This window comes from Paraburkholderia tropica, assembly GCF_900109265.1.
GTDB lineage: Bacteria > Pseudomonadota > Gammaproteobacteria > Burkholderiales > Burkholderiaceae > Paraburkholderia > Paraburkholderia tropica.
The window spans coordinates 340,992-363,952 of record NZ_FNZM01000003.1 but is presented as its reverse complement, the minus strand read 5'-3'; the positions used below and the strand labels follow the sequence as shown (position 1 = coordinate 363,952).

The window sequence follows — 22,961 nt, the reverse complement described above, 5'->3', positions numbered from 1 at the left end:
TAATCGCGAGATCGGTTTAGCGCGCGCGGCGCAATACGGCGCCGGCCAGCATCAAAAGCGTCGTGAGTCCGACGAGCAGCGAAGACGCTGCCGCCACGACGGGTGTCAGGTCCTGGCGCAGCGTCGCCCAGATACGCACAGGCAGCGTCTGCAAGGTCGGGCTCGACATGAAAATGGACACCACCACTTCGTCCCACGAAGCGAGGAACGCGAAAATCGCCGCGGCGAAAAGACCGAGCCGGATGGCGGGCAAGGTCACGCGCAGTTTCACTTCGAGCGGCGACGCTCCGCAAATGAGCGCGGCATCTTCGAGCGCGGTGTCGAAACTCGACAGCGAATTGCTGATCGAGATAATCGAAAACGGCAGCGCGATAATCACGTGACCAATTACGAAACCGGTCATCGTGCCGTTCAGGCCAATGCGCAGAAAGAACGCGTAGAGCGCGACGGCCAGCACCACCACGGGCAACACCATCGGCGTGAGAAAGAACGCTTTGACAGCACTGCGTCCGCGAAATTTTCCGCGCACCAAGGCAAGCGAAGCGAGAAAACCGATCAGCACGGAAAGCACCGTGACGATCACCGCGAGCTTCGCGCTCGTCAGCAGCGAATCGAGCCAGCCCGGATCGGTGAACAACTGGCGATACCACTCCAGCGTCCAGCCCGGCGGCGGAAAAATCAGCCACTGCGAATCGCCGAACGACAACGCGACGATAAACACGATCGGCAACAACAGAAACAGGGCGACGGCAGCGCCGATCGCGAGCAACGCCCAACGCAGCGCGCCCAGACGGTCGAAATCGAGCAACATGTCAGAGCCCTCCGTTGACGCGCGCGCCGCCCGTGAACCGCAATTGCAGCGCGTACAGCGAGAGCGTGACGGCGAGCAGCACGAAAGCCGCGGCGCCGGCGAGTCCCCAGTTCAACAGTTCCTGCACGAGTTGCGCGACGAGTTCGGCGAGCATCATGTATTGCGCGCCGCCGAGCAGCGCCGGTGTGACGAAATAGCCGAGCGCCATCACGAACACCATCAGCGCGCCCGAGGCGATGCCGGGCATCGCCAACGGCACGAGAATGCGCCAGAACGCCTGCCAGCGACTCGCGCCGCACACGGCCGCCGCGCGCAAGGTGGACGGATCGATGCTGCGCAGCGTGGCGTGCAGCGGCATCACGAGAAACGGCAACATAATGTAGGTCATGCCGATTGTCACGCCGACGAGATTATTCACGAGCGCCAGCGGTTCGCTGATGAGTCCGGTCGCCATCAGCAGGCGATTGATCGGGCCCGTTGCCTGCAGCAGCACCATCCACGCAAATGTGCGGGCGAGCAGATTGGTCCACATCGAAAGCAGCAGAATCGAAAACAACAGCGAACTCAGTTTGCGCGGCGCAATGGCGAGCAGCCATGCAGTCGGAAAACCAATCACCACTGTCACCACCGTGACGACCGTCGCGACGAGGAAGGTATTGCCGAATACGCGCAAATACGTGGACGAGCCGAGCAACTGCTCGTAGTTATGCAAACCCGGCGTGGGCTCCAGCACGCTGCGCAACAGCAGCGACAGCACCGGCAGCATGAAAAAGATCACGAGGAGCACGATCCCCGGAATCAGAAGGCGGATGTTGCGCCAGTCGCGGCGCGCGCGCGGCGACCGCGCCGGCGGATGGGCGACGGTACTCAAAGCGTTCGGCATGATGTCTCCTGCGGTCTCCTGCAGCCATTCAATCGCGATACGGTGCGATCAGGCGCGTGTCGTTATTTCGATTGCCAGGCGTACCAGCGCTTCGCAATCGCGTCGCGATTGTCGGCCCAATACTTCATGTCGAGATCGATCTGCGACGTCTTGTACTGGTCCGGCAAGGTCTTCGCGACCGCTGCCGGCATCATCGCCGCCGACTTCACGTTGATCGGCGCATAGCCCGTGTCCTGCGCGAATTTCGCCTGCGCCTGCGGGCTCGTCGCCACAGCGAGAAACTTCATCGCTTCGGCCTTGTGCTTCGCGCCCTTGGGAATCACGAGCATGTCGGCGGCCGTCAGGTTCTGATTCCACGACACGCCCACCGGCACGCCCGTCTGTTCGAGCGCATGCAAGCGCCCATTCCAGAACATGCCGATAGGCGCTTCGCCCGAAGCCAGCAACTGCTGCGATTGCGCGCCGCCGCTCCACCAGACGATGCTGCTCTTGATGGTGTCGAGCTTCTTGAATGCGCGGTCGAGATCGAGCGGATAAAGCTTGTTGGGCGGCACGCCGTCGGCGAGCAAGGCGATTTCCAGCACGCCCGGTGCGGACCATTTATAGAACGTGCGCTTACCGGGGAATTTCTTCGTGTCGAACAGGTCGGCCCAGGTTTGCGGCTGCGCGCCCTTGAAATTCGATTTGTTGTAGCCGAGCACGAACGAATAATAAAAGCTGCCGACCGCGCTGCCGCTCGAAAAACGCGGATCGAGATCGGCCTTCTTGACAACGTTGTAGTCGATCGGCTCGATCAGCCCGGCCTTTTGCGCAGCGTAGGCGAAGTCGCCTTCCACGTCCACGACGTCCCAGTTCACGTTGCCGCTATCCACCATCGCCTTGAGCTTGCCGTAGTCGGTGGGACCGTCCATCAATACGTTGACGCTGCTGGATTGCGTAAAGGGCTGCGCCCAGTCCTTCTGCTGCGAAGACTGCGTGGTGCCACCCCAACTCGTGAAGACGACCGGGTCCGCAGCGAGCGCGGGCGTTGCGGTAAAGGCGGCCGCGCACAGTGCGATCAGCGGCGTCATCATGAGGGTGCGTGTGCTGTTCATATCCATGTCCTTGGGAATCGGTGGTGCTCAATCGTGTAACGGTCGGGCCGGCGTCGAACGTCGCGCGGGCTTCATTTTTTGCTTCATTTACTTTAATTCGTGATCCTGATTGTCATACCGGATTGCGATCCGATTTTCGGTCGCTTTTCAGCCGTGTTTTAGTCGCTCCACTGCCGCACGCGATCAGTGAGCCACGGCAAGTGCCTGAACCGTGCCAGCTTCGTTATCGCCGACATAAATACCGAAAGCGTCCTCGCTGCGTTCGCGCACATAGCGCTGCAACATCGCGCGCACGGCTTCGTCGCGAAGTTTGCTCCACGGAATCTGCGAGAGCGGAACGATATGAATCGCATTGTCCATCATCGCCGCAGCGCTACTGTTCACGCGGCCGCGGTAATACACCTGCACGCTCGACGACGGCCCTTGCCCCGATTCGAATACCGCAAACAGGAAGTCGAGATGCGCCGCGAGGCCGAGTTTCGCGAGCACGCCGCGCAGGCTTGCCGCGTCGCTTGCCGGTTCGAGTTTGACGCCTGTGGGCAACTGGAATCCGTCCGGCGTTTCCAGCAGGATCAGACCGTCACGATGTTCGAGGATCGCGCCGACCTGCGCGCGCGCACCGGTTGCCGCCAGCGCGTCCTGCGAGAGACTGAAATTGACGTAGGCGCCACGGCAATAACCGAGCGGCGAAGCATTCGTATGCACGAAATCCACCACGCGCCCAATGAGAATGATGTGATCGCCCGCATCGACGACTTCATGCGTGCGGCAATCGAATATTGCCGCCGCGCCGTCCATCACCGGCGCGCCGGTCGCGCGGGCGCGCCAGTCCACCTGATCGAATTTGTCGGCCGATTTCGACGCGAATACGCCGGACACGCCCTTCTGGCTTTCCGCAAGCACGCTGACCGCGAAGTGATCGGTGGCGCAGAACACACCGTGACTCGACGCCGTCTTCGCAATGCACACGAGAATCAACGGCGGATCGAGCGACACCGACGTGAACGAATTGGCCGTGAACCCACGCGGCGTACCGTCCGGCTGAATCGTGGTGACCACCGTCACGCCGGTGACGAATGCGCCCAGCGCGCGACGAAACTCGGCAACATCGAAAATCGGTTCGATATTCGGCTCAGACATGATGCTCTCCACGATTCCAGATATTCGCTAAACGGCTTTTATGGCGGTGCGGAAAAATCGTTCATTCGCATTAAACCGAATGACGAATCCATTCCTGTCTTTGCGAATGAAAAGCTTCGCTGCGATGCCTTGCGTACCGGCTTGCCCTGCCGCCGTCGCCCGCCCTCCCGTCGATTCGGAAGATTATGGTATGCCATACTATCGACTACCATGCAGCCTAAATATTATGGAATACCATAAGTAGGCGCAGCACGCGGCTGGCACGAATGCCGCCGACCGACGGCGAAGGAAAGGTGCGACGAATGGGGAAGCGCTGGCGATGGGAAGACAGGCGCCGCTACGCCAGAAAGCGCGCTGGCCGCGCCTGCTGACGTGCGAAGACAGGCCGCCGGACAGTCAGCCGGCAGCCAGAGGAGGTGGAGCGTTAGCGGGAAATCAGGCTTCGGGGGCTTCGCCGCGCGCAGCCAGGGCGGCCAGCGCGAGTTCGGCCGTCCGCTTGATGTGCGCGATCGAGGCCGCGAACGCCGCGTCGCCATCGCGTCGCTCGATTGCGTCGAGCATCTTGTTCATCTCGCGATTCGACTCGCCGCTGCGCCCAGGCGTGGCGATTGTCAGCGCCCGCAGCCGGTTGATGCGCGCATTGAGCGTCTTGACCACGGCGAGCGACACCGTCTTGTTCGCGCCTTCGAACAGCGCCTCGTAGAAGCGCTCGGTGTGCGCGAGCACGGTCGGCAGATCGCCGGACTTGAACGCGGCCTCGATCTCCTTGCGAATCTCGCGCAACGATTTAACGAGTTCGGGCGTGGATTGTTCGGCGCAGGCGCGCGCGGCGTTCGCCTCGAGCAGGCCGCGCAACTCGTAAATCTCGCTGACCTGAGCGGGATTGAGCTGCGCGACGACCGGCCCCTGACGCGCGATCACTTCCACGAGCCCTTCCGTTTCCAGGTGCCGCAGAACCTCGCGCACGATGGTGCGGCTCACGCCCAGTTCATCGCACAGCGTGCGTTCGACAAGACGCGCGCCCGGCTTGAAATAGCCTTGCACAATGGCGTCGCGCAGCTTATCCAGCGTCAGTTCCCGAAGGGTTTTGGTTTCGCGGACGATTTTTAGATCTGACATAGGGCGCGTAAGGTGAACGGAGAGAAATAGCCGGACGACGACCATTCGCCGACTTGGGATGCCATATTATCCCTCATACGGAAAGAGCGCCAGTTTTGTAAGCTATTTTCAATGTTCCGCGTCGGGCAGCCCTTGACCTGCAAAACCACTGCGCGGTGGCTTTTGAAGGGTGGTGTTGAGCGCGGTTGACCGTTAGTTGCAACGTTGGGCGGATAGAACGAACCGGCAATACGTTGATCTCCCCGCCCGGCCATCGCACCTTAACAACCTTGCTGAAGCCGGGAACATGAAAACGAGCTATTTAATTCGCAATGCCTGTTATTAAAATTTGCATCGGCATCGGCTCGTTGCGCAAATCAGATTCTTCGCGCGCGTGGACATGAAGCGGCCCAACTGCCGCATCAAACCCTGACCTCCCCGCACCTTCCCCGCCACCTCACATCCGCAAACACGCCTCATGCAGCGTATTGAGCCGGCGCACCGGTTCCGCCACATACGGATTGCTCTCGTCCCACGCATAACCCGCCAGCACGGAGCTGATCATGCGGCGAATCAGCGGCGTTTGACGTGGATAATAAATAATGTCCTGCAATTCGCCCGTGTACCAACGCTCGACGAAAGCACGGAACGTGTCGATGCCCTTGCGCAGCGGCACATCGTATTCGGCGTGCCAATCCACGGTTTCGCCGTTCAGCACGCGATCCACCACTTTCGCGGCCATATGCGCGGAACGCAGCGCGATCGTCACGCCCGAAGAAAACACAGGATCGAGGAACTCGCCCGCATTACCGAGCAGCGCATAACCCGCGCCGTGCAAACGCTCGACATTCGCCGAATACCCGCCGATCTGGCGCACCGGCATGAGGAACGGCGCATCGCCGATCAAACGATTGAGCGTCGGTTCCTCGCGAATCAGCGTACGCAGGCGCGCTTCGCGCTCGGCTTCCGGCAGATCGAAGAACGCGGCTTCCGCCACGCAACCCACCGACGAGCGCCCGCCCGCCAGCGGAATCATCCAGAACCACACATCGCGATGCACCGGATGCGTCGCGACGCAAATCTTGTTGCGATCGAAATCGTCGAGCGCGAGGCCATCGCGCACGTGGCTGAAAATCGCCGCGCGCGTCGGCAAACCGGTCGGCGCTTCGAGATTCAGCAAACGCGGCAGCACGCGGCCAAAACCGCTCGCGTCGAGCACATAACGCGCGTGCACTTCATAGCGCGTTTCGTTCTCGTCGATGACTGCGAGCACCGGCGCATCGCCCGGATGCATCGCCAGCACGGTGTGACCGAATCGCACTTCCGCGCCCTGTTTTGCCGCACACTGGATCAGCAGTTCGTCGAACTTCGCGCGCTCCACCTGAAACGTCGTGCCCCAACCCGGCGAATGTTTATCGCGAAAGTCGTACGCCGTCGCCTGATCGCGCCACACGAACTGCGCGCCGTTCTTGTACTGGAAACCGGCTTCGACCACTGCCTGCAACATGCCCGCTTCTTCGAGGTATTCCATGCTCTGCGGCAGCAGGCTCTCGCCGATCGAAAAACGCGGAAAATGCTGACGTTCGAGCACCAGCACCGAACGCCCGCGTTTGCGCAGCAGTGCAGCCGCCACCGCACCCGAAGGACCGGCGCCGATGATCGCCACATCGACGCGCTCGCTACGGCCCGAGCCTTCCAATTGACTGTTCACTGCCGCTTCGCGGCGCTGTTCCCGGCTCTGTTCCATGCGTCCCTTCCTGTGCCTGGTTTGCGCGATGCGGATTCGTTGGCGAGTTCATCGCCTCGCACACCACGCTTGCTATTACAATGCCCGTTCTTGTTCACGACCGAATATGCATCGGGGAAAAATATGTCGGTTTCCGAATCAAATGTTGTGCCGTTCGTGCCGGAAACGGCCTTCGGCATCTGGTTTCTCCGCACCCACACGTGGGAGCATCATGTCCTGCGCGTGGCGATCAACGACCTCAAGCGCCTGATCGATCAACCGCTGCCGCACGCGCCCACGATCGTCGACGTCGGCTGCGGCCAGGGCAAATCATTCCGTTTGCTGGCCGAGGCGTTTCGCCCGCGCCGCATCGTCGGGATCGACTTTCACGAAGCGTCGCTCGATCTCGCTCAACAAGCGGCACACGCGGTTCAGCAGCGAGCGGCATCACCGTCGCAAGCGCACATCGAATTCGACGTGCTGCACGGCGACTGCGCGAATCTGCCGCTGCCGTCGGGCAGCGCGGACATCGTGTTCTGTCATCAGACGTTTCATCATCTGGTCGAACAGGAACGCGCGCTCGCGGAATTCCATCGCGTGCTCAAGCCCGGCGGCGTGCTGCTGTTCGCCGAATCCACCGAAGCCTATATTCGCTCGTGGGTCATTCGTCTGCTTTTCCGCCATCCGATGCAGGTGCAAAAGAGCGCCGACGGTTACCTTGCCATGATACGCCACGCAGGTTTCCGCTTCGCCGAGCACAATGTCTCGCTCCCTTATTTGTGGTGGAGCCGCGCGGCGGACTTCGGCCTGTTCGAGCGCCTTGGGCTGCACCATCCGAAGCCTGGCAAGCGTCGCGAAACGCTCGTCAACGTGGCGGCGGTGAAGGCGCAGTAATCCGCTCGACTCGGTGCGGCGCGCGCATTATCACGCGCAGTCACGCGCCGCCGCCCGAAAAAAACTAAAAAATAATTACTTCGCGCCCTTCAACGCCACCACGTCGCCCACCAGCGCCACGCCCGCGATCATCGCGCCCGCGCCGCACGTGAAGTCCGTCGGGCTTTCGGTCAGGTTGTTACGGTAATTGCTCTTGATGTTGATGACCGCGTTGCCGCCCTGCTGGCGCGCGCGCTCCTGAAGCTCGCGCACCGCCGAAAGAAACACGTGCTGACACGCTTCTTCATCGCTCTTGTTGAATGCGTTCGTCTTCTTGTTGGTCGCGATCGTACCCATCGTCTTTTTCACGGCCGGATGCTTCTGGCCCGCGAAGTACAGCGCAATATCGTCGCCCACTTTGCCCGGTTCACTTTGCAGCGCTTGCGCCACCGGATACGTGTCCACCGTATCGCGCGCCCAGGCGTGCGTCGTCACCAAAGCCGCGCAAAGCGCGGTCGTCATCCACAGCTTGTTCATTGTGACTCTCTAGTTGGATCAATGGGCCTGCAGCACCACGAGGTCGCCCTTCACGGCAATCGCCGCCGCGCTCGGGCTCACGCCGCAGGTGAAGTCGGTCGACGAATTCGATTCGTTCTCGTGAAAGCGCGTCGTCACGTCGATAACGGCGTTCGCGCCCTTCGCACGCGCGTCATCGCGCAGCTTGTCGATCGCGCTGGCGAGCGCCTTGTTGCACGACACGTCGGCGCCATCGGCGGAACGCGCGATACGCACGGAATGCGACGCTTCGCCCACGCGCCGCGCGACATCCGCGTGCGCCTCTTTGCCGAAGTAGACCGCGACTTTCGCGCGCTCCGCCGCTGCCGTACTAAATGCATCAGTCGGCGCCGCGGACAGTGCCGGCTGAATCGGCAGCGTCTTCAACTGCGTACCGCAAGCAGCCAGCGCGAGGCTGGCGAACGTGGCGGCGGTGAGCGTAAGGCGTGGTGTTCTCATAGTTTTCCTCGTGGTTTTCAGGAGCGCCTGCAACGTCATGACGCGTTCAAGATGCGCTCATGACAAATTCAGCGTGCGAAACATCAGGCTGGCGCAACTGCCGCCAAACCCGAACGACACCGACATCGCCGATTCGATCCGCGCCTCGCGCGTGACGCGCACGAGCGGCATGCTCGCGGCCAGCGGATCGAGTTCGTCGATCCCCACTGAGCCCGCGAGATGACCGTCGCGCATCATCAGCAAGGTGTAGATCGCTTCGTGCGCGCCGCACGCGCCGAGCGGATGACCGCTGAGCGCTTTCGTCGACGAAAATGCGGGCACGTCCGCGCCGAATACGTCACGCAGCGCGAGCAGTTCCTCGACATCGCCCGAAGGCGTGGAAGGCGCATGCGTGTTGATGTAGTCGGGACGGCACGCGGACTCCGCGAGCGCCGCGCGCATCGCGCGCGCGATGCCGCCCGCTTGCGGCGCGACCATCTGCGCGCCATCCGTGCAATGGCCGAAACCCGTCAGCTCCGCGTGGATGCGCGCGCCGCGCGAGCGCGCATGTTCGAGCGATTCGAGCACCAGCACGCCCGCGCCCGAGCCGATCACGAAGCCGTCGCGCTGCGTGTCGTACGGCCGCGACGCGCGTTCGGGCGTGTCGTTGAAGCCGCGCGAGAGCGCGCCCATCGCGTCGAACATCAGCGTCATGTTGTCGTGCAGCGCTTCGCTGCCGCCCGCGAGCACGATGTCCTGGCGGCCGGTCTGGATCAGTTGCATCGCCTGGCCGATCGCGAGCGCGGACGTCGTGCACGCCGACGACGGCGAGTACGTCACGCCTTCCATGCCGAACACGTGCGCGAGATTCGCCGACGCCGTGCTGCTCATCGCCTGCGGCACCGTATAGGGTGGCACGCGATCCACGCCGCGCGCATTCGCGCACGCCATCGCCGCGTCGTAGGCCGACATCGTGCCGACGCCCGAACCCACCACCGCACCCACGCGCGGCTGCCGCAACACGGCTTCGTCGAGCCCTGCGTCGTCGATGGCGCTGCGCGCCGCGTGACACGCAAAGCGCGCCGTGTCGCCCATGAAGCGCTCGGCCTTGCGCGCGAACGGCGTCTCGTCGTCCACCGACGCGACCGCCGCCACCTGGCTTCCGAAGCCGCGCTCTCGCCACGCCGCCATGCGCGTGATGCCGCCGCGTCCTTCGCGCAACCGCGCGGACACGCCGTCGAGCGTGTTGCCGAGGCACGAGACGATGCCCATGCCCGTCACGACCACGCGCTGCAATCCATTCGACGCCGACGTTGCGTGCATGCTCACCGGACGCGCTTGAAGATCAACGACGTGTTCACGCCGCCGAACGCGAAGTTATTGCTCATCACGTAATCGGCGTCGATCTCGCGCGGCGCGCCCATGATGTAGTCGAGCGGCGCGCAGGCCGGATCGACTTCGTGCAGATTCAGCGTGGGCGCGTAGCGATTGCGCTTCATCATTTCGATCGTCCACCACGCTTCGATCGCGCCGCACGCGCCGAGCGTATGGCCGATATAGCTCTTGAGCGAACTGATCGGCATGCGCGCGCCGAACGTCTCCGCGGTCGCGTGGCTTTCCGCGATGTCGCCGCGATCGGTCGAGGTGCCGTGCGCGTTCACGTAGGCAATTGCGTCGGGCGCGAGTTGCGCGTCGGCGAGCGCCTGGCGCATCGCCACCGCCATCGTCGCCGCCGTGGGCTGCGTGATGTGCGCGCCATCCGAGTTGCAGCCGAAGCCCACGACTTCCGCGTGAATGCGCGCGCCGCGCGCCACCGCGTGCTCGTATTCTTCGAGCACGAGCGTGGCCGCGCCTTCACCGACCACGAGGCCGTCGCGCGCGGCGTCGAACGGACGCGGCGTGGTGTGCGGATCGTCGTTGCGGGTGCTCGTGGCGTAGAGCATATCGAACACGGCTACGCCCGGCCCCGAGAGTTCCTCGGCGCCGCCCGCGAGCATCAGCATCTGCTTGCCGTTCGCGATCATTTCGTAGGCATAGCCGATCGCCTGGCTGCCCGAGGCGCACGCGCACGACGTCGGCACAATGCGGCCTTTCAGGTCCCAGAAGAGGCTCACGTTGACCGCCGTGGTGTGCGGCATCATCTGCACGTAGCTGTTCGACGTGACGTCGCTCATCGAGCCGGTTTCGAGCATCTTGCCGAACGCGCGCACGGGTTCCACCGAGCCCGCGGACGAACCGTACGCCACGCCCATGCGGCCGTCCTTGATCGACGCATCGTCGAGCAGGCCTGCGTCCGCCAGCGCGTATTCGCTCGCGCGCACCGCGTAGAGCGAGACCGGCCCCATCGAGCGCGTCTTCTTGCGCGGATAGTAGTCGGGCGTTTCGAACGCCGGCAGCGGCGAGGCGAGACGCGTGTGCAGCGCCTCGATGTAATCCCAGTCGTGCACGCGCCGCACCGCATTCACGCCGCGCTCGAGCGCGGCCTCGACCTGCTCCCAACGATCGCCGAGCGCGGTCACGCCGCCCATGCCCGTCACCACGACGCGCTTCATCAGACCATCCCTCCGTTCACGCCGATGACCTGGCGCGTGACGTAGGACGCCGCGTCCGACATCAGGAAGCCGACCACCGCGGCCACTTCGGCGGGCTGGCCCACGCGGTTCATCGGCACGGCCTTGAGCGCGTGATCGAGCGGCACCTCGTCGAGCATGCCGGTATCGACGAGACCGGGCGCGACGCTGTTGACGGTGATGTTGCGCGTGGCCAGCTCGACGGCGAGCGCCTTGGTCGCGCCGATCAGGCCCGCCTTCGCGGCGCTGTAGTTGACCTGCCCGCGATTGCCCGTGACGCCCGACACCGACGCCACCGTGACGATGCGGCCGCCCTTGCGCGCGCGCACCATCGGCATGACGAGCGGATGCACGACGTTGTAGAAGGCGTCGAGGCCGGTTTCCAGCACGATGTCCCAGTCTTCGTCGGTCAGTGCGGGGAAGGCGGCGTCGCGCGTCACGCCCGCGCAGCAGACGATGCCGTAGTACGCGCCGTGCGCGGCCACATCGGCTTCGAGCGCGGCGCGGCAGGCGGCGCGATCGCGCACGTCGAATTGCAGCACGCCGGCCGAACCGCCCTGCGCGGCGATGCCGGCGGTCACCGCCTGCGCTTCTTTCAGGCCCGTGCGGCAATGCACGGTGACGGCGAAGCCGTCGGCGGCCAGTTGATAGGCGATCGCGCGGCCAATGCCGCGGCTCGCGCCGGTCACGAGTACACGCCGGATCGTGGTCGGGCTCGGAGTCTGGCTCATGCTCGGGAGTTTTCCTCGATGAAAGTCTGAAAATCGTGCGGCTGATACACCTTGATCGTGGCCTCGGCGCACAGCACGCCATCCTGTTCGATGGTGCAGCCGTAGGCGCCGTGGCCTTCGTCGCTGCGCAGCAGTTCGTTCACGCTCACGCGCAGCGGCGCGCCGGCCGCGAACGCGTCGCGCAGCGCCGTGAAGCGGCGCGTGCCGAGCAGCACGCCGGGGCGCGCCGCCTCGCCCGCGCGCATCGACAGCAGGCCCACGTGGGCCGCGATCGCCTGCGCCATCAGTTCGATGCCGATCCACGCGGGCATCGCGCCCTGCGCATCGGCGTACCATGCGTCGGCGCGCACGCTGGCTTCGGCGCTCAGCGATTCGTCGCTGCACGCGCACACGGCATCGAGCAGCAGCATCGTGCCGCGATGCGGAATGATCGCGTCGATCGGCGGAAAGATCTCGACGCCCGGCGCGGCGTTCAGGGAGTCGGTCATCGTGCGAGCACCAGGGAAACGTTGCTGCCGCCGAACGCGAACGAATTGCTCATCACGTATTGGCTTTGCGCGCCCGCGCCGCGCGGCAGATAACGCGCGGACTCGACGAAATCGAGCGGCGGCAGCGTCGCGTCGGCCTGGCCGTCCCACCGATGACGCGGCAGCGCGACGTCGTCGCGAGCGAGCGTCAGCCACGCAAGACCCGCTTCGGTCGCGCCCGCCGCGCCGAGCGTGTGGCCCGTGAACGGTTTGGTGCCGCTCACGGCCACGCCGTCGGGAAACACGCGCGCCATCAGGTGCGCTTCCATCTGATCGTTCTTGAGCGTCGCGGTGGCGTGCAGGTTGACGTAGCCGATCGCGCGCGCGTCGATGCCCGCGTCCGCCAGCGCCGCGCGCAACGCGATCTCGCCGCCCGCACCTTGCGGATCGGGCGCGGAGATGTGATGCGCATCGCTCGACTCGCCCGCGCCGGCGAAGCGCACCGGGCCTTCTTCGCGGCTCATCAGAAACACCGCCGCGCCTTCGCCGATATTGATGCCGCGCCGGTTTGCGCTCATCGGATTGGTGCGTACGGCGCTCGTCGATTCGAGCGAGGCGAAGCCTTGCAGCGTGAGTTCGCAGAGCGTGTCGACGCCGCCAACCACCACCGCGTCGCACAACTGCGCGCGCAGCAGACGGCGCGCGGCTGCGAAGGCCTTCGCGCTGGACGTGCAGGCCGTGGAGATCGTGAACGCCGGGCCGCCGAGGCCGAGCGCGGCGGCGGCAAACGGCGCGACCGTGCCGATTTCCATCTGGCGGTAGTCGAAGGACTTCGTGTTCTTTGCCTCGGCGTCGGCGAAAGTGGCTTCGACCGCACCGATGCCCGACGTGCTCGTGCCCAGCACCACGCCGACGCGACCCGCGCCGAAGCGCTCGCAGGCCGCGTCGATGGCGGGCCGGATCTGCGCCAGCGCCGCCAGCAGCAGACGATTGTTGCGGCAGTCGTAGTGCGCGAGCGCGGCGGGCGGCGCGAACGCGGCCTGATCGAGCGATGCGAGCACGCGGCCTGCAAAGGCCTCGCCGATGCGCGTGCGGATCGGGCCCATGCCGGGCGCTTCGCCGCGTGCGAGCGCGGCGGCGATGGCGCTCACGTCGTCGCCGAGCGCGTTGACCATGCCGAGCGCGTGCAGATACACCGGCTGCGAAGTTGGCCGATGCGCTGCCTGAAAAGCGGCTTGCGCCATCAATTCGTTCTCCGTGAATTCGAAGGCATGCCGACCGGCGCGAGCAGGACCGACACCATGATGCCGAGCGACAGCGTCGCGCCGAAGCTCTTGAGCGCGGGCATCGAGGTCATCGCGAGCATGCCGAACGACAGCAGCGTCGTGGCGGCGGACAGCAGCACGCCGGTCCAGACCGCGCCGGTGTCGGCGTTCGCGCGCATCGCGCCTTCGCGCAGAAACACTGCGTAGTTCGCGCCGACGCCGAGCACGAGCATCAGCGCCAGCATATGAAAGAGGTTGATGCGCACGTGCGCATAGCCGAACACGGCCAGCGTCACGCCGATCGCGAGCCACACCGGCAACGCGACCGCGAACGCCGCGCGCCAGCCGTAACGCAGTGTCAGCAGCGCGAGCACCAGCACGAGCGCGCCCGCGAGCCACAGCGCGCCGTCCTCGCGGTAGACGCCGAACAGATGCGAGACGCTCGCCGCCTTGTCGACGAAACTCACGCCCGGCAGCGTCGGGGCGAGCGCGCGCAAGGCGGGTTCGTTCGCGCTCGACACGCCTTGCGGAATCACGACCGCCGCGAACGCGCCCGGCGTGCTCGCGGAACGGCCGAGCCACAGATGGCGGAACGGTTGCGACCACGGCTCGGCGAGCCATGCGTCCACGCTCAGCGTTTTGCCATCGGATTGCGCCCACGCGCGCGGCCATGCCTGCACGATCTCGTCGCGGAAACCCGCCGCGTTCAGCATCGCGCGCAACGCGGCCGGATCGTCGAAAGCGTGCGCGGCCAGCACGGCGCGATCGGCGCGCTGCTGTTTGGCGGACGGCACGAACGACGTGACCGACTGCCAGCCGCTCACGGCGGACGCGCCCGTGAGCGTGCCCAGCTTCGCGCACAGCGCTTCGGCGCGTTCGAGCACGTCTTCCGGCGACGCGCCGCGCACGACGAAGAACTGCGCGCTGTTGTCGACGCCGACCGCGCGGCTCACCACGCGTTCCTGCGCGACCAGCGAAGCATCGCGCTGAATCAGCAGATGGATGTCGTCGTCGCTGCGCAGTTGCAGCCAGCCTGGCGCGGCCACGATCGCCAGCGCGAGCGCGACGAACCATGCGCGACGGCCGCCGATCAGCGCCTGCCATCGCGCGAGCGCGGCGGCGGCCGCGGCGAACAGCGTGCGCGGACTGCGGCGCGCGGGTCGCGTCATCAGGCTCGGCAGCAAGCCGATCACCGAAGCAAAGGCCGTAAAAATGCCGACGATCGCGAAGCACGCGATCTGCTTGAGCGCCGGGAACGGCGCGAAGGTCAGGATCGCGTAGCCGAGCAGACTCGTGCCGAACGCGACCGCCAGCGCGGGCATCACCTCGCGCGCGCCGCGCCGCGCGTTCCACTGCTCGCGCGCGCCCAGATAGATGACGAAATACTGAATCGAATAATCGACGGCCTCGCCGATCAGACTCGCGCCGAACACCAGCGTGAGCAGATGCAGCTTGCCGAAGATCAGCAGGGTCGCCGCGAGCGCGCACAGAATGCCCAGTCCCGTCGACACGAAACCCAGCGCGATGAGACGCGGCGAGCGGAAGATCCAGAGCATCAGCAACGCAATGCCAACGGCCGAGACGATGCCGATCACGTGCACGTCGCGCTCCGAGGCGCGCCGCGCCGACTCGGCGTAGAACACCGCGCCCGTGCGCGCGACGCTGACGTCGGGCCACGCCGACTTGAGCGCGTTTTCGCCTTGCGCCACGGCGCGCAGCACGTTTTGCTGCACCGACGATTCATACGCCGATCCCGTCAGCGTGCCGACCACCAGCACGCTCGTGGTCGCGCCGCGATGCGCGACCAGCAAGCCGTCCTCGACGGTCAGATTCGACGCCGCGAGCGGCAAGCCCGACAGCCAGTGCTGGAGCCAGCCGAACGGATCGTCGGCGAGCGAGGTCGAAAGGCCCGCGCCCGGCAGGCCGTAGAGGCGCTCGGTCAGCGCGTTGAGCAACGCGGCCTGACCGCCCGTGGCGTTCGTCAAGCTCGCGCGATCGTCGGGCGTGAGCAGGCCGAAGCGGTACGGCATGTAGAAGCGCGCGATGCGTCCGAGGTCGAACGGCGGAATGCGCGCGGTCACCGAAGCGAAGGCGTGGCTCGCGCTCAGCGACGCGCCCAGTTGCAGCGCCGCCGCTTTCGCGTGCGCGTCGTCGTCGCTGGAAACCAGCAGCACCGCGCGATTGCCGAGCACGTTCGCGAGTTGATCGACGGCTTCTTCGGCAACGGGATCGGCTTCGGTCGCAGGCAGCAGCGCGAGCAGATTCGTCTGCAACGGCGACGGCCCCGCGAAACGCCAGCCGCAATAGAGCGCGGCGACCACGGCAAGCAACAGCCAGGCGGCGCGCAGCGCCCACTGCCGGCGCGCGGTGCGAGCGGTGCGTTCGACGGGTGCGGTGTGAAGCTCGGGCGATGTCACTACGGCGTTCCGAACAGTTTCTGGTCGGCGGGCGCGAGTTCGCTCACGGGCGCGCTGCCGCTGAACGCGTACTGCGTGACGTCGCCGTTCGCGAGCGTGATGCGCAAGCCTTGCAGGAACTCCCCGCCGTCCATTTCGATGCCGCGCAGCGCCTGCGCGATCTGCGGCTGGCGCGGCACGAGGCGCATCTGCCAGCGCGCGGGCGTGCCGCGCGCCTGGACGTCGAATTGCGTGTAGAGCCCGCTGAGGTCGCCGCCGAGCATCGCGCGCATCATCTTCGCGATTTCGGCCGCGCCGCGCGCACTCTGCGCGCTGTTGTTCGCCACGCGCTGACCGGTCGCGTCGATCGCGATCATGCCCGCGTCGCTCATCACCCAGGTCTTTTTATAGGGCGTGTCGATTTGCCAGATCACGCCGCGATCGCGGAAAAACAGCAGCGATCCCGTGCTGACGAGCGGCGTTTTCAGCGCAGCAAGCGTCTGCGTTTGCGTGAAATGCGCGCGCACGCCTTTCGCTTGCGCGAGGCGCGCGGCGATCTGCGAAACGAGCGCCGCGTCAGCGTCGTTCGATGCGTTTGAAACCGACGATGCCGATGGCGCCGATGTTGCCGATGCCGCCGCATACGCAGGCAGACACGCGGCCTGAATCGCCATCAATGCCGCAAGCGTCGCACGGCAGATCAACGTGCCCATGCGCGCTCCAGTTTCTCCTGCACGCACGGCGGTGAAACGAACTGCAATTCCTGCGTCGCGGCGTTCACCGCAACCTGAATCGTGTAGCCCTTGGTAAGCCGCGCGCGCGTGACGCAATCGAAGATTTCGTAGCCTATTTTCAGGCGATTTTCGTGTTCGAGCAGATGTGCGCAGACCTCGATCTGCTGCCCGTAAATGGCCGGACGCACGTACTTCAAATGCGCCTCGACCACGGGCCACACATAGCCTGAGGCCTGCATCTCGCGATAGTCGTAATCGAACTTGCGCAGCAGCGCCGCGCGGCCGAATTCGAAGTACTTCAGATAGTGGCCGTGCCAGCAGACGTTCATTGCATCGACGTCGTGGAACGGCACTTCAACCGTTGCGCTCGCGCTCAATACCGCTTTGTCCGCCATGCTCATGCTGCGTCTCCTTCACGCTTGCCGCCCTCAACGCCGATGAAATCGCCCGCGGCGATTTTCGCCGTCATCGCGCGCAGTTCGTGTTCGAGCGCGCGGTCTTCGTCGACGAACGGCGACACCGTCGCCACGTCCGTCATGAACGCGCGCAGCGGCGCGGGAATCACGGTGGCGGCGTTGCCGCGCAGACGCAATTGCGCGGCCTGCACGGTGGCGAGCGCGTGCGCCGCCGCGACCTGCTCGGTCAGTTGCAGCACGCGCAGACAGTCGCGCGCCGCAATCGTGCCCATGCTCACCTTGTCCTGGTTGTGCGCTTCGGTCGAACGCGAAAACACGCTCGCGGGCATCGTGTGCTTGAGCGCTTCCGCCGTCCACGCCGACGACGAAATCTGCACGGCCTTGAAGCCGTGATTGATCGGCGCGCGCGCGGCGCTCGCGCCCGTGAGGTTGCGCGGCAGGCCGTTGTTGAATTTGTCGTCGACGAGCAGCGCGAGCTGGCGATCCATCAGATCGGCGAGATTCGCGACGGCGTTCTTCAGGCCGTCCATCGCGAACGCGATATGGCCGCCGTAGAAGTTGCCGCCGTGCAGCACGCGCTCGCCGTCGGGATCGATCAGCGGATTGTCGTTGGCGCTGTTCAGTTCGTTTTCGATGTCGCGGCGCATCCACGTCAGCGCGTCGCCGAGCACACCGATCACGTGCGGCGCGCAGCGGATCGAATAGCGGTCCTGCAGGCGATGGCCCGGCGTGTCCGGACGCCCGGCGAGATCGGCGCGAATCCACGCGGCCGCCTCGCCCTGCCCGGCATGCGGCTTGGCTTCGAAGATCAGCGGATCGAAATGCGCGGCGCGACCGTCGAGCGCCACCGTCGCGAGCGCGGTGAGGCGCGCGCTCAGGCGCGCGAGCTGCGCCGCGCGCGCGAACGCGAGACATGCGAGACCGGTCATGACGGCCGTGCCGTTCATCAGCGCGAGCCCTTCCTTGGGCGCGAGCGTAAGCGGCGCGTGGCCGAGCGTCTGCCAGGCGTCGCGCGCGCTGCACGACGCGCCGCGAAACTGCACCTCGCGCTCGCCCGCCAGCGCCGCCGCCACGTACGACAGCGGCGTGAGATCGCCGCTCGCGCCCACCGAACCTTCGGCGGGAATGCGCGGCAGCACGCGATGATTGATGAGATCGGCGAGACGTTCGAGCAGCACCGGACGCACGCCCGAGAGCCCGTACGCGAGCGAATTCAGACGCGCGGCGATCACGGCGAGCGCGGACGCATCGTCGAGATACTCGCCCATGCCGCAGCCGTGATAACGCGTGAGTTGCAGCGGCAGCGCCTCGACGAGCGCCATCGGCACGTCGACCACGCAGGCGTCGCCGTAACCCGTGTTGACGCCGTAGACCGTTGCGCCCGCATCGAGATGACGACGCAGGAACTCCGCGCCGCGCGCGATGCGCGCGCGCCAGGCAGCGTCGCCGCTGAGTTGCACGGCGGCGCCTTCGCGCGCGACCGCCACCACGTCCTCGATCGTCAGACGGCGGCCGCCGATCACCACGGCGGCGGTCGCGACGCGGTCGTGGCGCATGTCTTGGCTCATGTCGGCGCTCAGGTCATGTTCGGCCATTCGTCTTCCCACTGGGGCGCGCCCAGAAATCGTAAAAGTTGAACCATTGATAAGGCGCCTTGCGGCAATGGTGTTCGAGGCGGCTCGCGAAGCGCTGCGCCCAGTCCGCGATATGTTCCGCGCGGCCGCGTCGCGGCAGCTCGATGCGCTCCGCGAACGGCTCGAAATAGAGCCGGTAGCCGCTGCGCTCCTTCAGGCAGAACAGCAGATAGACGGGACACGCGAGCGCATGCGCGAGCACGTACGGCCCTTGCGCGAACGGCGCGGTCGCGCCGAGGAACTGCGCTTCGGTCAGACGTCCGCTTTCGTGCGCGGGCGTGCGGTCGCCGACGATCACCAGCAGCTCGCCGCGTTCGATGCGCTCCTGCATCATCAGCGCGGTCTGCGGCCCGAAGTCGCTCACCGGCACCAGATGCTGCGTGAAATCGCGGTTCGCGCCCGCCAGCACGCTGTTGAAGCGCTTCGCGTGCTCGGTGTAGACGATGGCGGTCACCCTCGTCTGCGCGCCGCGCACGGCGAGCGCGCGCGCCATTTCCAGATTGCCGAGATGCGAGCCGATCACGAGCGCGCCGCGTCCGCTCGCGAGCAGCGCATCGAGCGCGCGGGCGTCGTCGATTTCGACGTCGGAAAAGTCCACGCGGCCGGTCCATGCGGCGAGCTTGTCGAAGCCCGATTGCGCGAACGCGAGCATGTGCCGGTACGAACTGAGCCAGCCGGGGCGCGGCGTGCCGGACTGCGGCGCGGCGTGCGCGAGCTGCACGAAATAGCGCTGCGACGCCTCGCGCGCCGGACGGCCCGTGAGCAGAAAATACGCGACGATCGGATGCAGCCAGAGCGCCGTGAAGCGCCGCCCGAACAGGCGGCAGCTCAGCGCGAGCAGGCTCATGCCGAGACGGCTGCCGCGCTCGGCGCGCCGCCACCAGGGCGCGGTGCTCGCGTTTGCGTCTGCTGCTGTGTCTGTGTTTTCGTTTTCCCTTTCGCGACGGCGCGGCAAGACCTTGTGCGCGAGCAGCAGTGGCAGACGCGCGAGCATGCCCGCGACGAGCCGCGTGTGGCTGCGGCTGATCCGCACGTTGTCCCAGAGCACGTCGAAATGCGAGACGCCATCGCTCGCGTACGTCACGGCCGTGGGAATCGACACGAACTGAACGCGACGCCAGTACAGCCGCACCAGAATTTCGATGTCGAAGTCCATGCGCTCGGGCAGCTTCACGCTGTCGATCAGCGCGCAGGCGAGATCGAGCGGATAAAGCCGGAAGCCGCACATCGAATCGCGGATCGTGAACGACAGCGTTTCGATCCACACCCACACGTGCGTCAGATAGCGGCCGTAGAGGCGCGCCTTCGGCACGCTCTCGTCGTAGACGGGCTGGCCGAGCACGACCGCGCGCGGATGCGCGGCGGCGGCGGCGAGAAAGCGCGGCACGTCGGCGGCGTCGTGCTGGCCGTCGGCGTCGATCTGCAAGGCGTGCGTGTAGCCCGCGTCGCGCGCGGCGCGCAGCCCCGCCATCACCGCCGCGCCCTTGCCGCCGTTCACGGGCAGACGCAACAGCGTGAGCCGGTCCGCGTGGCGCTGCGCGAGATCGGCGAGCACCTGTTGCGTGGCCGCGTCGCTGCCATCGTCGACGACGAACAGCGGCAGGCCGTGCACGACCAGATTCGCCACCGTGCCGCCAATCGCGTCCTTGTGGTTGTAAATCGGAATGACGATGCAGGCCGCGAGGTTCATGCGGGCTCCCGGTACACGATGACGCCCGAGGCGCAGTCTCGCTCGCCGAAGCGCCACGCGAACGCGATGCGGCGGCGCGGCGCGTCGTGCCTGAGCACGAGCTTGAGCACAACGCCCGGCGGCACCGGCGCCATGAATTTCAGCTGCTCGATCGTGGCGAGCGCGCGTGCGCCCGGCACCCATTCGTCGGCGAAACGCAGCGACCAGTCCACCTGCACCACGCCCGGCAGGATCGGCAAGCCGGGAAAGTGGCCTGCAAAATGTTCGAGCGTCAGCGGCACGCGCATTTCGAAGACACGGGCGGGCAAAGCAGGCGGTTGATCGGCTTGATGGGTGGGGGCGGTCTCGTCCCATTCCGCGAGCAGTTCGAAGCCTTCTTCGCGCGCGGCGAACGCCTGCGCCACGGCGCGCGCCTGAATCTTGCCGCGCGCATCGACCGGCAGCGCACGACGGATGCGCCAGTGACGCGGCAGCACGACCGCATCGAAATACGCGGCGAGATGACGACGCAACGCCTTCACGAGCGCCACGCGACCTTCGCGGCGCAAGATCTCGCGGCCTTGCACGGACAGCACGACGAGCGCGCCGATCCGCTGACGCGTCGCGCCCGCAAGCGGCGCGGTCCGCACCTCGGCAATCGCCGGATGCAGCAGCAGACGACTCTCCAGTTCGCCGAGCGAGACGCGTTTGCCGTCGAGCTTGAGCACGCGGTCGAGCCGGCCGCGCAGACGGAAGCGGCCCGCTTCGTCGAACGCGGCCTGGTCGTCGGTGCGATGCCAGTCGTCGTGGCCCAGATGCGGCGAGCGGACTTCGAGCGCGCCGCCGTGGATCGCATCGTTTACCTCATTGCTTTCGCTGAATTCGCCGGATTCCTGCGCCACGCCCGCGCGCACGGCGATGCCGTGCATGGGCGTCCAGGCGTCGGTTTCGCTTTGTCGGCGCCACGCAATGCCGCCCGTCTCCGTGCTGCCGTAGATTTCCAGCGGCGCGTCGCCGAACGTCGCGGCGTAACGCAGCGCGGCATCGGCGGAGAGCGGTCCGCCCGACGAGAAAAACGCGCGCGGCACCGGCGCGAGCGTCGCGAAGCCCGGCAAATCGGGCCAACGCGAAAGTTGCGCGGGCGTCGACACCACCACGGTCGCGCCGCATTGCGCGATCCGCGACTGCAATTGCGCGGGGTCGGCGCAAGTCGCGCGATCGAACGGCCGCCCCGCCGCCAGCGGCCAGAACACGCGGAACAGCAGCCCGTAGATATGGTGATGCGGCACGCTCGCGAGCACGGTCGCGTCGCCGAGGAGCGTGCCCCATTCGGCTTCGAGCGTGCGCACTTCGGCGTCGAATTGCGCGAGCGTCTTGTGGACCGGCTTCGGCGTGCCGCTGCTGCCCGAGGTGAACAGCGTGAGCGGGGCTTGCGGGTCGATCGCTTCAAACCATGCGCTCGATTCGCTCGATCCACGCGACGGCGATCCGGCAACAGCGCCATCGGCGCACCACGCGGCGAATTCGCTGTCGTCGAGCACGGCGTCGTAAGCGTCGCGCAGATCGGCGAGATAACCGGGCGTGGCGTTGGCCGGAATCACCGGCACCTTGCCCGCCGCGAACACGCCGAACAGCGCGCACGCGAACACGTAAGGGTCCTCGCTCCAGAGCGCGATGCGTCGCGCGTCGCGCTCGCGCAAACGCGCGGCAATCGCACGCGCCTGCGCCTGAAACGTCGCGAAGCGCGTGACGCTCGCGCCTTCGATGCAGACCACCGTCTGCGCCTCGCGCGCCGACGCCGCGAGCAATGCGTGCAGCGCGATCACAGCGCCTCCTGTCGCGCCGCGCGCGGCAGCATGATCCATTTGCGCCACGCGATCTCGCCCACGATCAGCAGGCCGATCAGCGCATACGCGAGCGCCCCGTTATAGAGCGACCACAGTTTCGGCGGCCAGGCGAACGCCGTCCACGCGGAAAACGCGCCATTCGCGGCGAAGAATACGCACCAGAGCTGCGTGACGCGGCGCGTATAGCGCACGATATGCGCGGGCGGTTCGGGATAGGTCCGCTGCGCGAACTTCTCGATCATCGACGGACCTTTGACGAGCGTCGCACCGAACGCGACGAGCAGCCCGAGATTCACGAATGCGGGATACAGACGCATGATCCGCGCGCTATCGGTAAACACGATCGCCACCGAAGCAAGGTTCAGCGTAATGGCCACGGCCCAATCCACGCGCGTGAGCTTGCGCAGTTGCGCCGCGATCGCGCCGGTGCCCGCCACGCGTTGCAGCCAGAGCAGCGCGAGCAGCATCAGCCCGACGAGACGCGGCGACTCCCAGCGCCACGCGCACAGAATCACGACGGGATACGCGAGATTGGCGAGCAGCCGCAGCTTGCCCGGCGCACGCGCGGCGACGGGCGCGAGCGGCGCGTCGGCGTGCGCGGAACGAACGGTCAC

21 protein-coding genes are annotated in these 22,961 nt (G+C 66.1%); 1 reads left to right on the top strand and 20 read right to left on the bottom strand.

Annotation, left to right across the window (positions count from 1 at the left end; genetic code table 11):
* Positions 1-16 precede the first annotated feature (16 nt).
* The 6 genes from BMY06_RS06130 to BMY06_RS06105 all read right to left on the bottom strand — a co-directional run bounded on the left by BMY06_RS06130 (position 17) and on the right by BMY06_RS06105 (position 6,725).
* A complete protein-coding gene (locus BMY06_RS06130) occupies positions 17-811 on the bottom strand; it encodes an ABC transporter permease (RefSeq protein WP_065060824.1) in 795 nt (264 codons plus the stop codon).
* A 1-nt stretch (position 812) separates the two neighbouring features.
* The gene (locus BMY06_RS06125; protein ID WP_074982048.1) at positions 813-1,694 is read right to left on the bottom strand and encodes an ABC transporter permease; all 882 of its coding nucleotides are present in this window, start codon (positions 1,692-1,694) and stop codon (positions 813-815) included.
* A 62-nt stretch (positions 1,695-1,756) separates the two neighbouring features.
* Entirely contained in the window at positions 1,757-2,788 is a 1,032-nt protein-coding gene (locus tag BMY06_RS06120; RefSeq protein ID WP_065061012.1) for an ABC transporter substrate-binding protein, read from the bottom strand.
* 183 nt (positions 2,789-2,971) lie between these two features.
* A complete protein-coding gene (locus BMY06_RS06115) occupies positions 2,972-3,928 on the bottom strand; it encodes a flavin reductase family protein (RefSeq protein ID WP_074982046.1) in 957 nt (318 codons plus the stop codon).
* Between the two features lie 435 nt (positions 3,929-4,363).
* Positions 4,364-5,047 (bottom strand): GntR family transcriptional regulator, encoded by a 684-nt coding sequence (locus tag BMY06_RS06110; protein WP_065060826.1) that lies wholly within the window; start codon positions 5,045-5,047, stop codon positions 4,364-4,366.
* Positions 5,048-5,483: 436 nt separating this feature from the next.
* Positions 5,484-6,725 carry an NAD(P)/FAD-dependent oxidoreductase gene (locus BMY06_RS06105; protein WP_074982219.1) on the bottom strand — a complete coding sequence of 414 codons (1,242 nt, stop codon included), beginning with the start codon at positions 6,723-6,725 and terminating at the stop codon, positions 5,484-5,486.
* 171 nt (positions 6,726-6,896) lie between these two features.
* Here BMY06_RS06105 and BMY06_RS06100 point away from each other — a divergent pair, with 171 nt between their 5' ends.
* On the top strand, positions 6,897-7,646 hold the full coding sequence (locus tag BMY06_RS06100) for a class I SAM-dependent methyltransferase (protein WP_074982045.1): 750 nt from the start codon (positions 6,897-6,899) through the stop codon (positions 7,644-7,646).
* A gap of 75 nt (positions 7,647-7,721) precedes the next feature.
* On the opposite strand, the gene BMY06_RS06095 is transcribed toward BMY06_RS06100, so the two are convergent.
* Genes BMY06_RS06095 through BMY06_RS06030 form a run of 14 tightly spaced genes read right to left on the bottom strand, consistent with a single transcriptional unit; the run spans position 7,722 to position 22,961 of the window.
* Positions 7,722-8,162 carry an excinuclease ABC subunit A gene (locus BMY06_RS06095; RefSeq protein ID WP_074982043.1) on the bottom strand — a complete coding sequence of 147 codons (441 nt, stop codon included), beginning with the start codon at positions 8,160-8,162 and terminating at the stop codon, positions 7,722-7,724.
* Between the two features lie 18 nt (positions 8,163-8,180).
* Positions 8,181-8,639: a signal peptidase gene (locus tag BMY06_RS06090; protein ID WP_065061014.1), complete on the bottom strand. Its 459-nt coding sequence runs from the start codon at positions 8,637-8,639 to the stop codon at positions 8,181-8,183.
* Between the two features lie 57 nt (positions 8,640-8,696).
* The gene (locus BMY06_RS06085; protein WP_074982041.1) at positions 8,697-9,941 is read right to left on the bottom strand and encodes a beta-ketoacyl synthase N-terminal-like domain-containing protein; all 1,245 of its coding nucleotides are present in this window, start codon (positions 9,939-9,941) and stop codon (positions 8,697-8,699) included.
* Between the two features lie 2 nt (positions 9,942-9,943).
* Positions 9,944-11,170, bottom strand: coding sequence for a beta-ketoacyl-ACP synthase (locus BMY06_RS06080; protein WP_065060830.1), 1,227 nt, complete (start codon positions 11,168-11,170; stop codon positions 9,944-9,946).
* A complete protein-coding gene (locus BMY06_RS06075; RefSeq protein ID WP_065060831.1) occupies positions 11,170-11,919 on the bottom strand; it encodes a 3-ketoacyl-ACP reductase FabG2 in 750 nt (249 codons plus the stop codon). Before BMY06_RS06075 ends, BMY06_RS06080 begins: the two co-directional genes overlap by 1 nt.
* Positions 11,916-12,407 (bottom strand): hotdog family protein, encoded by a 492-nt coding sequence (locus BMY06_RS06070; RefSeq protein WP_074982039.1) that lies wholly within the window; start codon positions 12,405-12,407, stop codon positions 11,916-11,918. The genes BMY06_RS06075 and BMY06_RS06070 overlap by 4 nt, the downstream gene beginning before the upstream one ends.
* The gene (locus BMY06_RS06065) at positions 12,404-13,630 is read right to left on the bottom strand and encodes a beta-ketoacyl-[acyl-carrier-protein] synthase family protein (protein ID WP_065060832.1); all 1,227 of its coding nucleotides are present in this window, start codon (positions 13,628-13,630) and stop codon (positions 12,404-12,406) included. The genes BMY06_RS06070 and BMY06_RS06065 overlap by 4 nt, the downstream gene beginning before the upstream one ends.
* Complete coding sequence (locus BMY06_RS06060) at positions 13,630-16,068, bottom strand: MMPL family transporter (RefSeq protein ID WP_074982037.1); 2,439 nt, start codon at positions 16,066-16,068, stop codon at positions 13,630-13,632. Before BMY06_RS06060 ends, BMY06_RS06065 begins: the two co-directional genes overlap by 1 nt.
* Positions 16,068-16,760: an outer membrane lipoprotein carrier protein LolA gene (locus BMY06_RS06055; protein WP_074982035.1), complete on the bottom strand. Its 693-nt coding sequence runs from the start codon at positions 16,758-16,760 to the stop codon at positions 16,068-16,070. The genes BMY06_RS06060 and BMY06_RS06055 overlap by 1 nt, the downstream gene beginning before the upstream one ends.
* On the bottom strand, positions 16,748-17,182 hold the full coding sequence (locus BMY06_RS06050; protein WP_124263115.1) for an acyl-CoA thioesterase: 435 nt from the start codon (positions 17,180-17,182) through the stop codon (positions 16,748-16,750). Before BMY06_RS06050 ends, BMY06_RS06055 begins: the two co-directional genes overlap by 13 nt.
* The gene (locus BMY06_RS06045; RefSeq protein WP_074982034.1) at positions 17,179-18,792 is read right to left on the bottom strand and encodes an HAL/PAL/TAL family ammonia-lyase; all 1,614 of its coding nucleotides are present in this window, start codon (positions 18,790-18,792) and stop codon (positions 17,179-17,181) included. Before BMY06_RS06045 ends, BMY06_RS06050 begins: the two co-directional genes overlap by 4 nt.
* Positions 18,779-20,521 carry a glycosyltransferase family 2 protein gene (locus BMY06_RS06040; RefSeq protein WP_074982032.1) on the bottom strand — a complete coding sequence of 581 codons (1,743 nt, stop codon included), beginning with the start codon at positions 20,519-20,521 and terminating at the stop codon, positions 18,779-18,781. The genes BMY06_RS06045 and BMY06_RS06040 overlap by 14 nt, the downstream gene beginning before the upstream one ends.
* On the bottom strand, positions 20,518-22,326 hold the full coding sequence (locus BMY06_RS06035; protein ID WP_074982217.1) for an AMP-binding protein: 1,809 nt from the start codon (positions 22,324-22,326) through the stop codon (positions 20,518-20,520). The genes BMY06_RS06040 and BMY06_RS06035 overlap by 4 nt, the downstream gene beginning before the upstream one ends.
* Positions 22,323-22,961: a COG4648 family protein gene (locus BMY06_RS06030; protein WP_176081252.1), complete on the bottom strand. Its 639-nt coding sequence runs from the start codon at positions 22,959-22,961 to the stop codon at positions 22,323-22,325. Before BMY06_RS06030 ends, BMY06_RS06035 begins: the two co-directional genes overlap by 4 nt.

What these genes read in the sequence shown, in the direction of transcription:
- BMY06_RS06130 (WP_065060824.1), bottom strand. Translation starts at nt 811, where the DNA reads ATGTTGCTCGATTTCGACCGTCTGGGCGCGCTGCGTTGGGCGTTGCTC.
- BMY06_RS06120 (WP_065061012.1), bottom strand. Translation starts at nt 2,788, where the DNA reads ATGAACAGCACACGCACCCTCATGATGACGCCGCTGATCGCACTGTGC.
- BMY06_RS06050 (WP_124263115.1), bottom strand. Translation starts at nt 17,182, where the DNA reads ATGAGCATGGCGGACAAAGCGGTATTGAGCGCGAGCGCAACGGTTGAA.
- BMY06_RS06075 (WP_065060831.1), bottom strand. Translation starts at nt 11,919, where the DNA reads ATGAGCCAGACTCCGAGCCCGACCACGATCCGGCGTGTACTCGTGACC.
- BMY06_RS06110 (WP_065060826.1), bottom strand. Translation starts at nt 5,047, where the DNA reads ATGTCAGATCTAAAAATCGTCCGCGAAACCAAAACCCTTCGGGAACTG.
- BMY06_RS06055 (WP_074982035.1), bottom strand. Translation starts at nt 16,760, where the DNA reads ATGGGCACGTTGATCTGCCGTGCGACGCTTGCGGCATTGATGGCGATT.
- BMY06_RS06070 (WP_074982039.1), bottom strand. Translation starts at nt 12,407, where the DNA reads ATGACCGACTCCCTGAACGCCGCGCCGGGCGTCGAGATCTTTCCGCCG.
- BMY06_RS06085 (WP_074982041.1), bottom strand. Translation starts at nt 9,941, where the DNA reads ATGCACGCAACGTCGGCGTCGAATGGATTGCAGCGCGTGGTCGTGACG.
- BMY06_RS06040 (WP_074982032.1), bottom strand. Translation starts at nt 20,521, where the DNA reads ATGAACCTCGCGGCCTGCATCGTCATTCCGATTTACAACCACAAGGAC.
- BMY06_RS06045 (WP_074982034.1), bottom strand. Translation starts at nt 18,792, where the DNA reads ATGGCCGAACATGACCTGAGCGCCGACATGAGCCAAGACATGCGCCAC.
- BMY06_RS06115 (WP_074982046.1), bottom strand. Translation starts at nt 3,928, where the DNA reads ATGTCTGAGCCGAATATCGAACCGATTTTCGATGTTGCCGAGTTTCGT.
- BMY06_RS06090 (WP_065061014.1), bottom strand. Translation starts at nt 8,639, where the DNA reads ATGAGAACACCACGCCTTACGCTCACCGCCGCCACGTTCGCCAGCCTC.
- BMY06_RS06065 (WP_065060832.1), bottom strand. Translation starts at nt 13,630, where the DNA reads ATGGCGCAAGCCGCTTTTCAGGCAGCGCATCGGCCAACTTCGCAGCCG.
- BMY06_RS06100 (WP_074982045.1), top strand. Translation starts at nt 6,897, where the DNA reads ATGTCGGTTTCCGAATCAAATGTTGTGCCGTTCGTGCCGGAAACGGCC.
- BMY06_RS06125 (WP_074982048.1), bottom strand. Translation starts at nt 1,694, where the DNA reads ATGCCGAACGCTTTGAGTACCGTCGCCCATCCGCCGGCGCGGTCGCCG.
- BMY06_RS06080 (WP_065060830.1), bottom strand. Translation starts at nt 11,170, where the DNA reads ATGAAGCGCGTCGTGGTGACGGGCATGGGCGGCGTGACCGCGCTCGGC.
- BMY06_RS06095 (WP_074982043.1), bottom strand. Translation starts at nt 8,162, where the DNA reads ATGAACAAGCTGTGGATGACGACCGCGCTTTGCGCGGCTTTGGTGACG.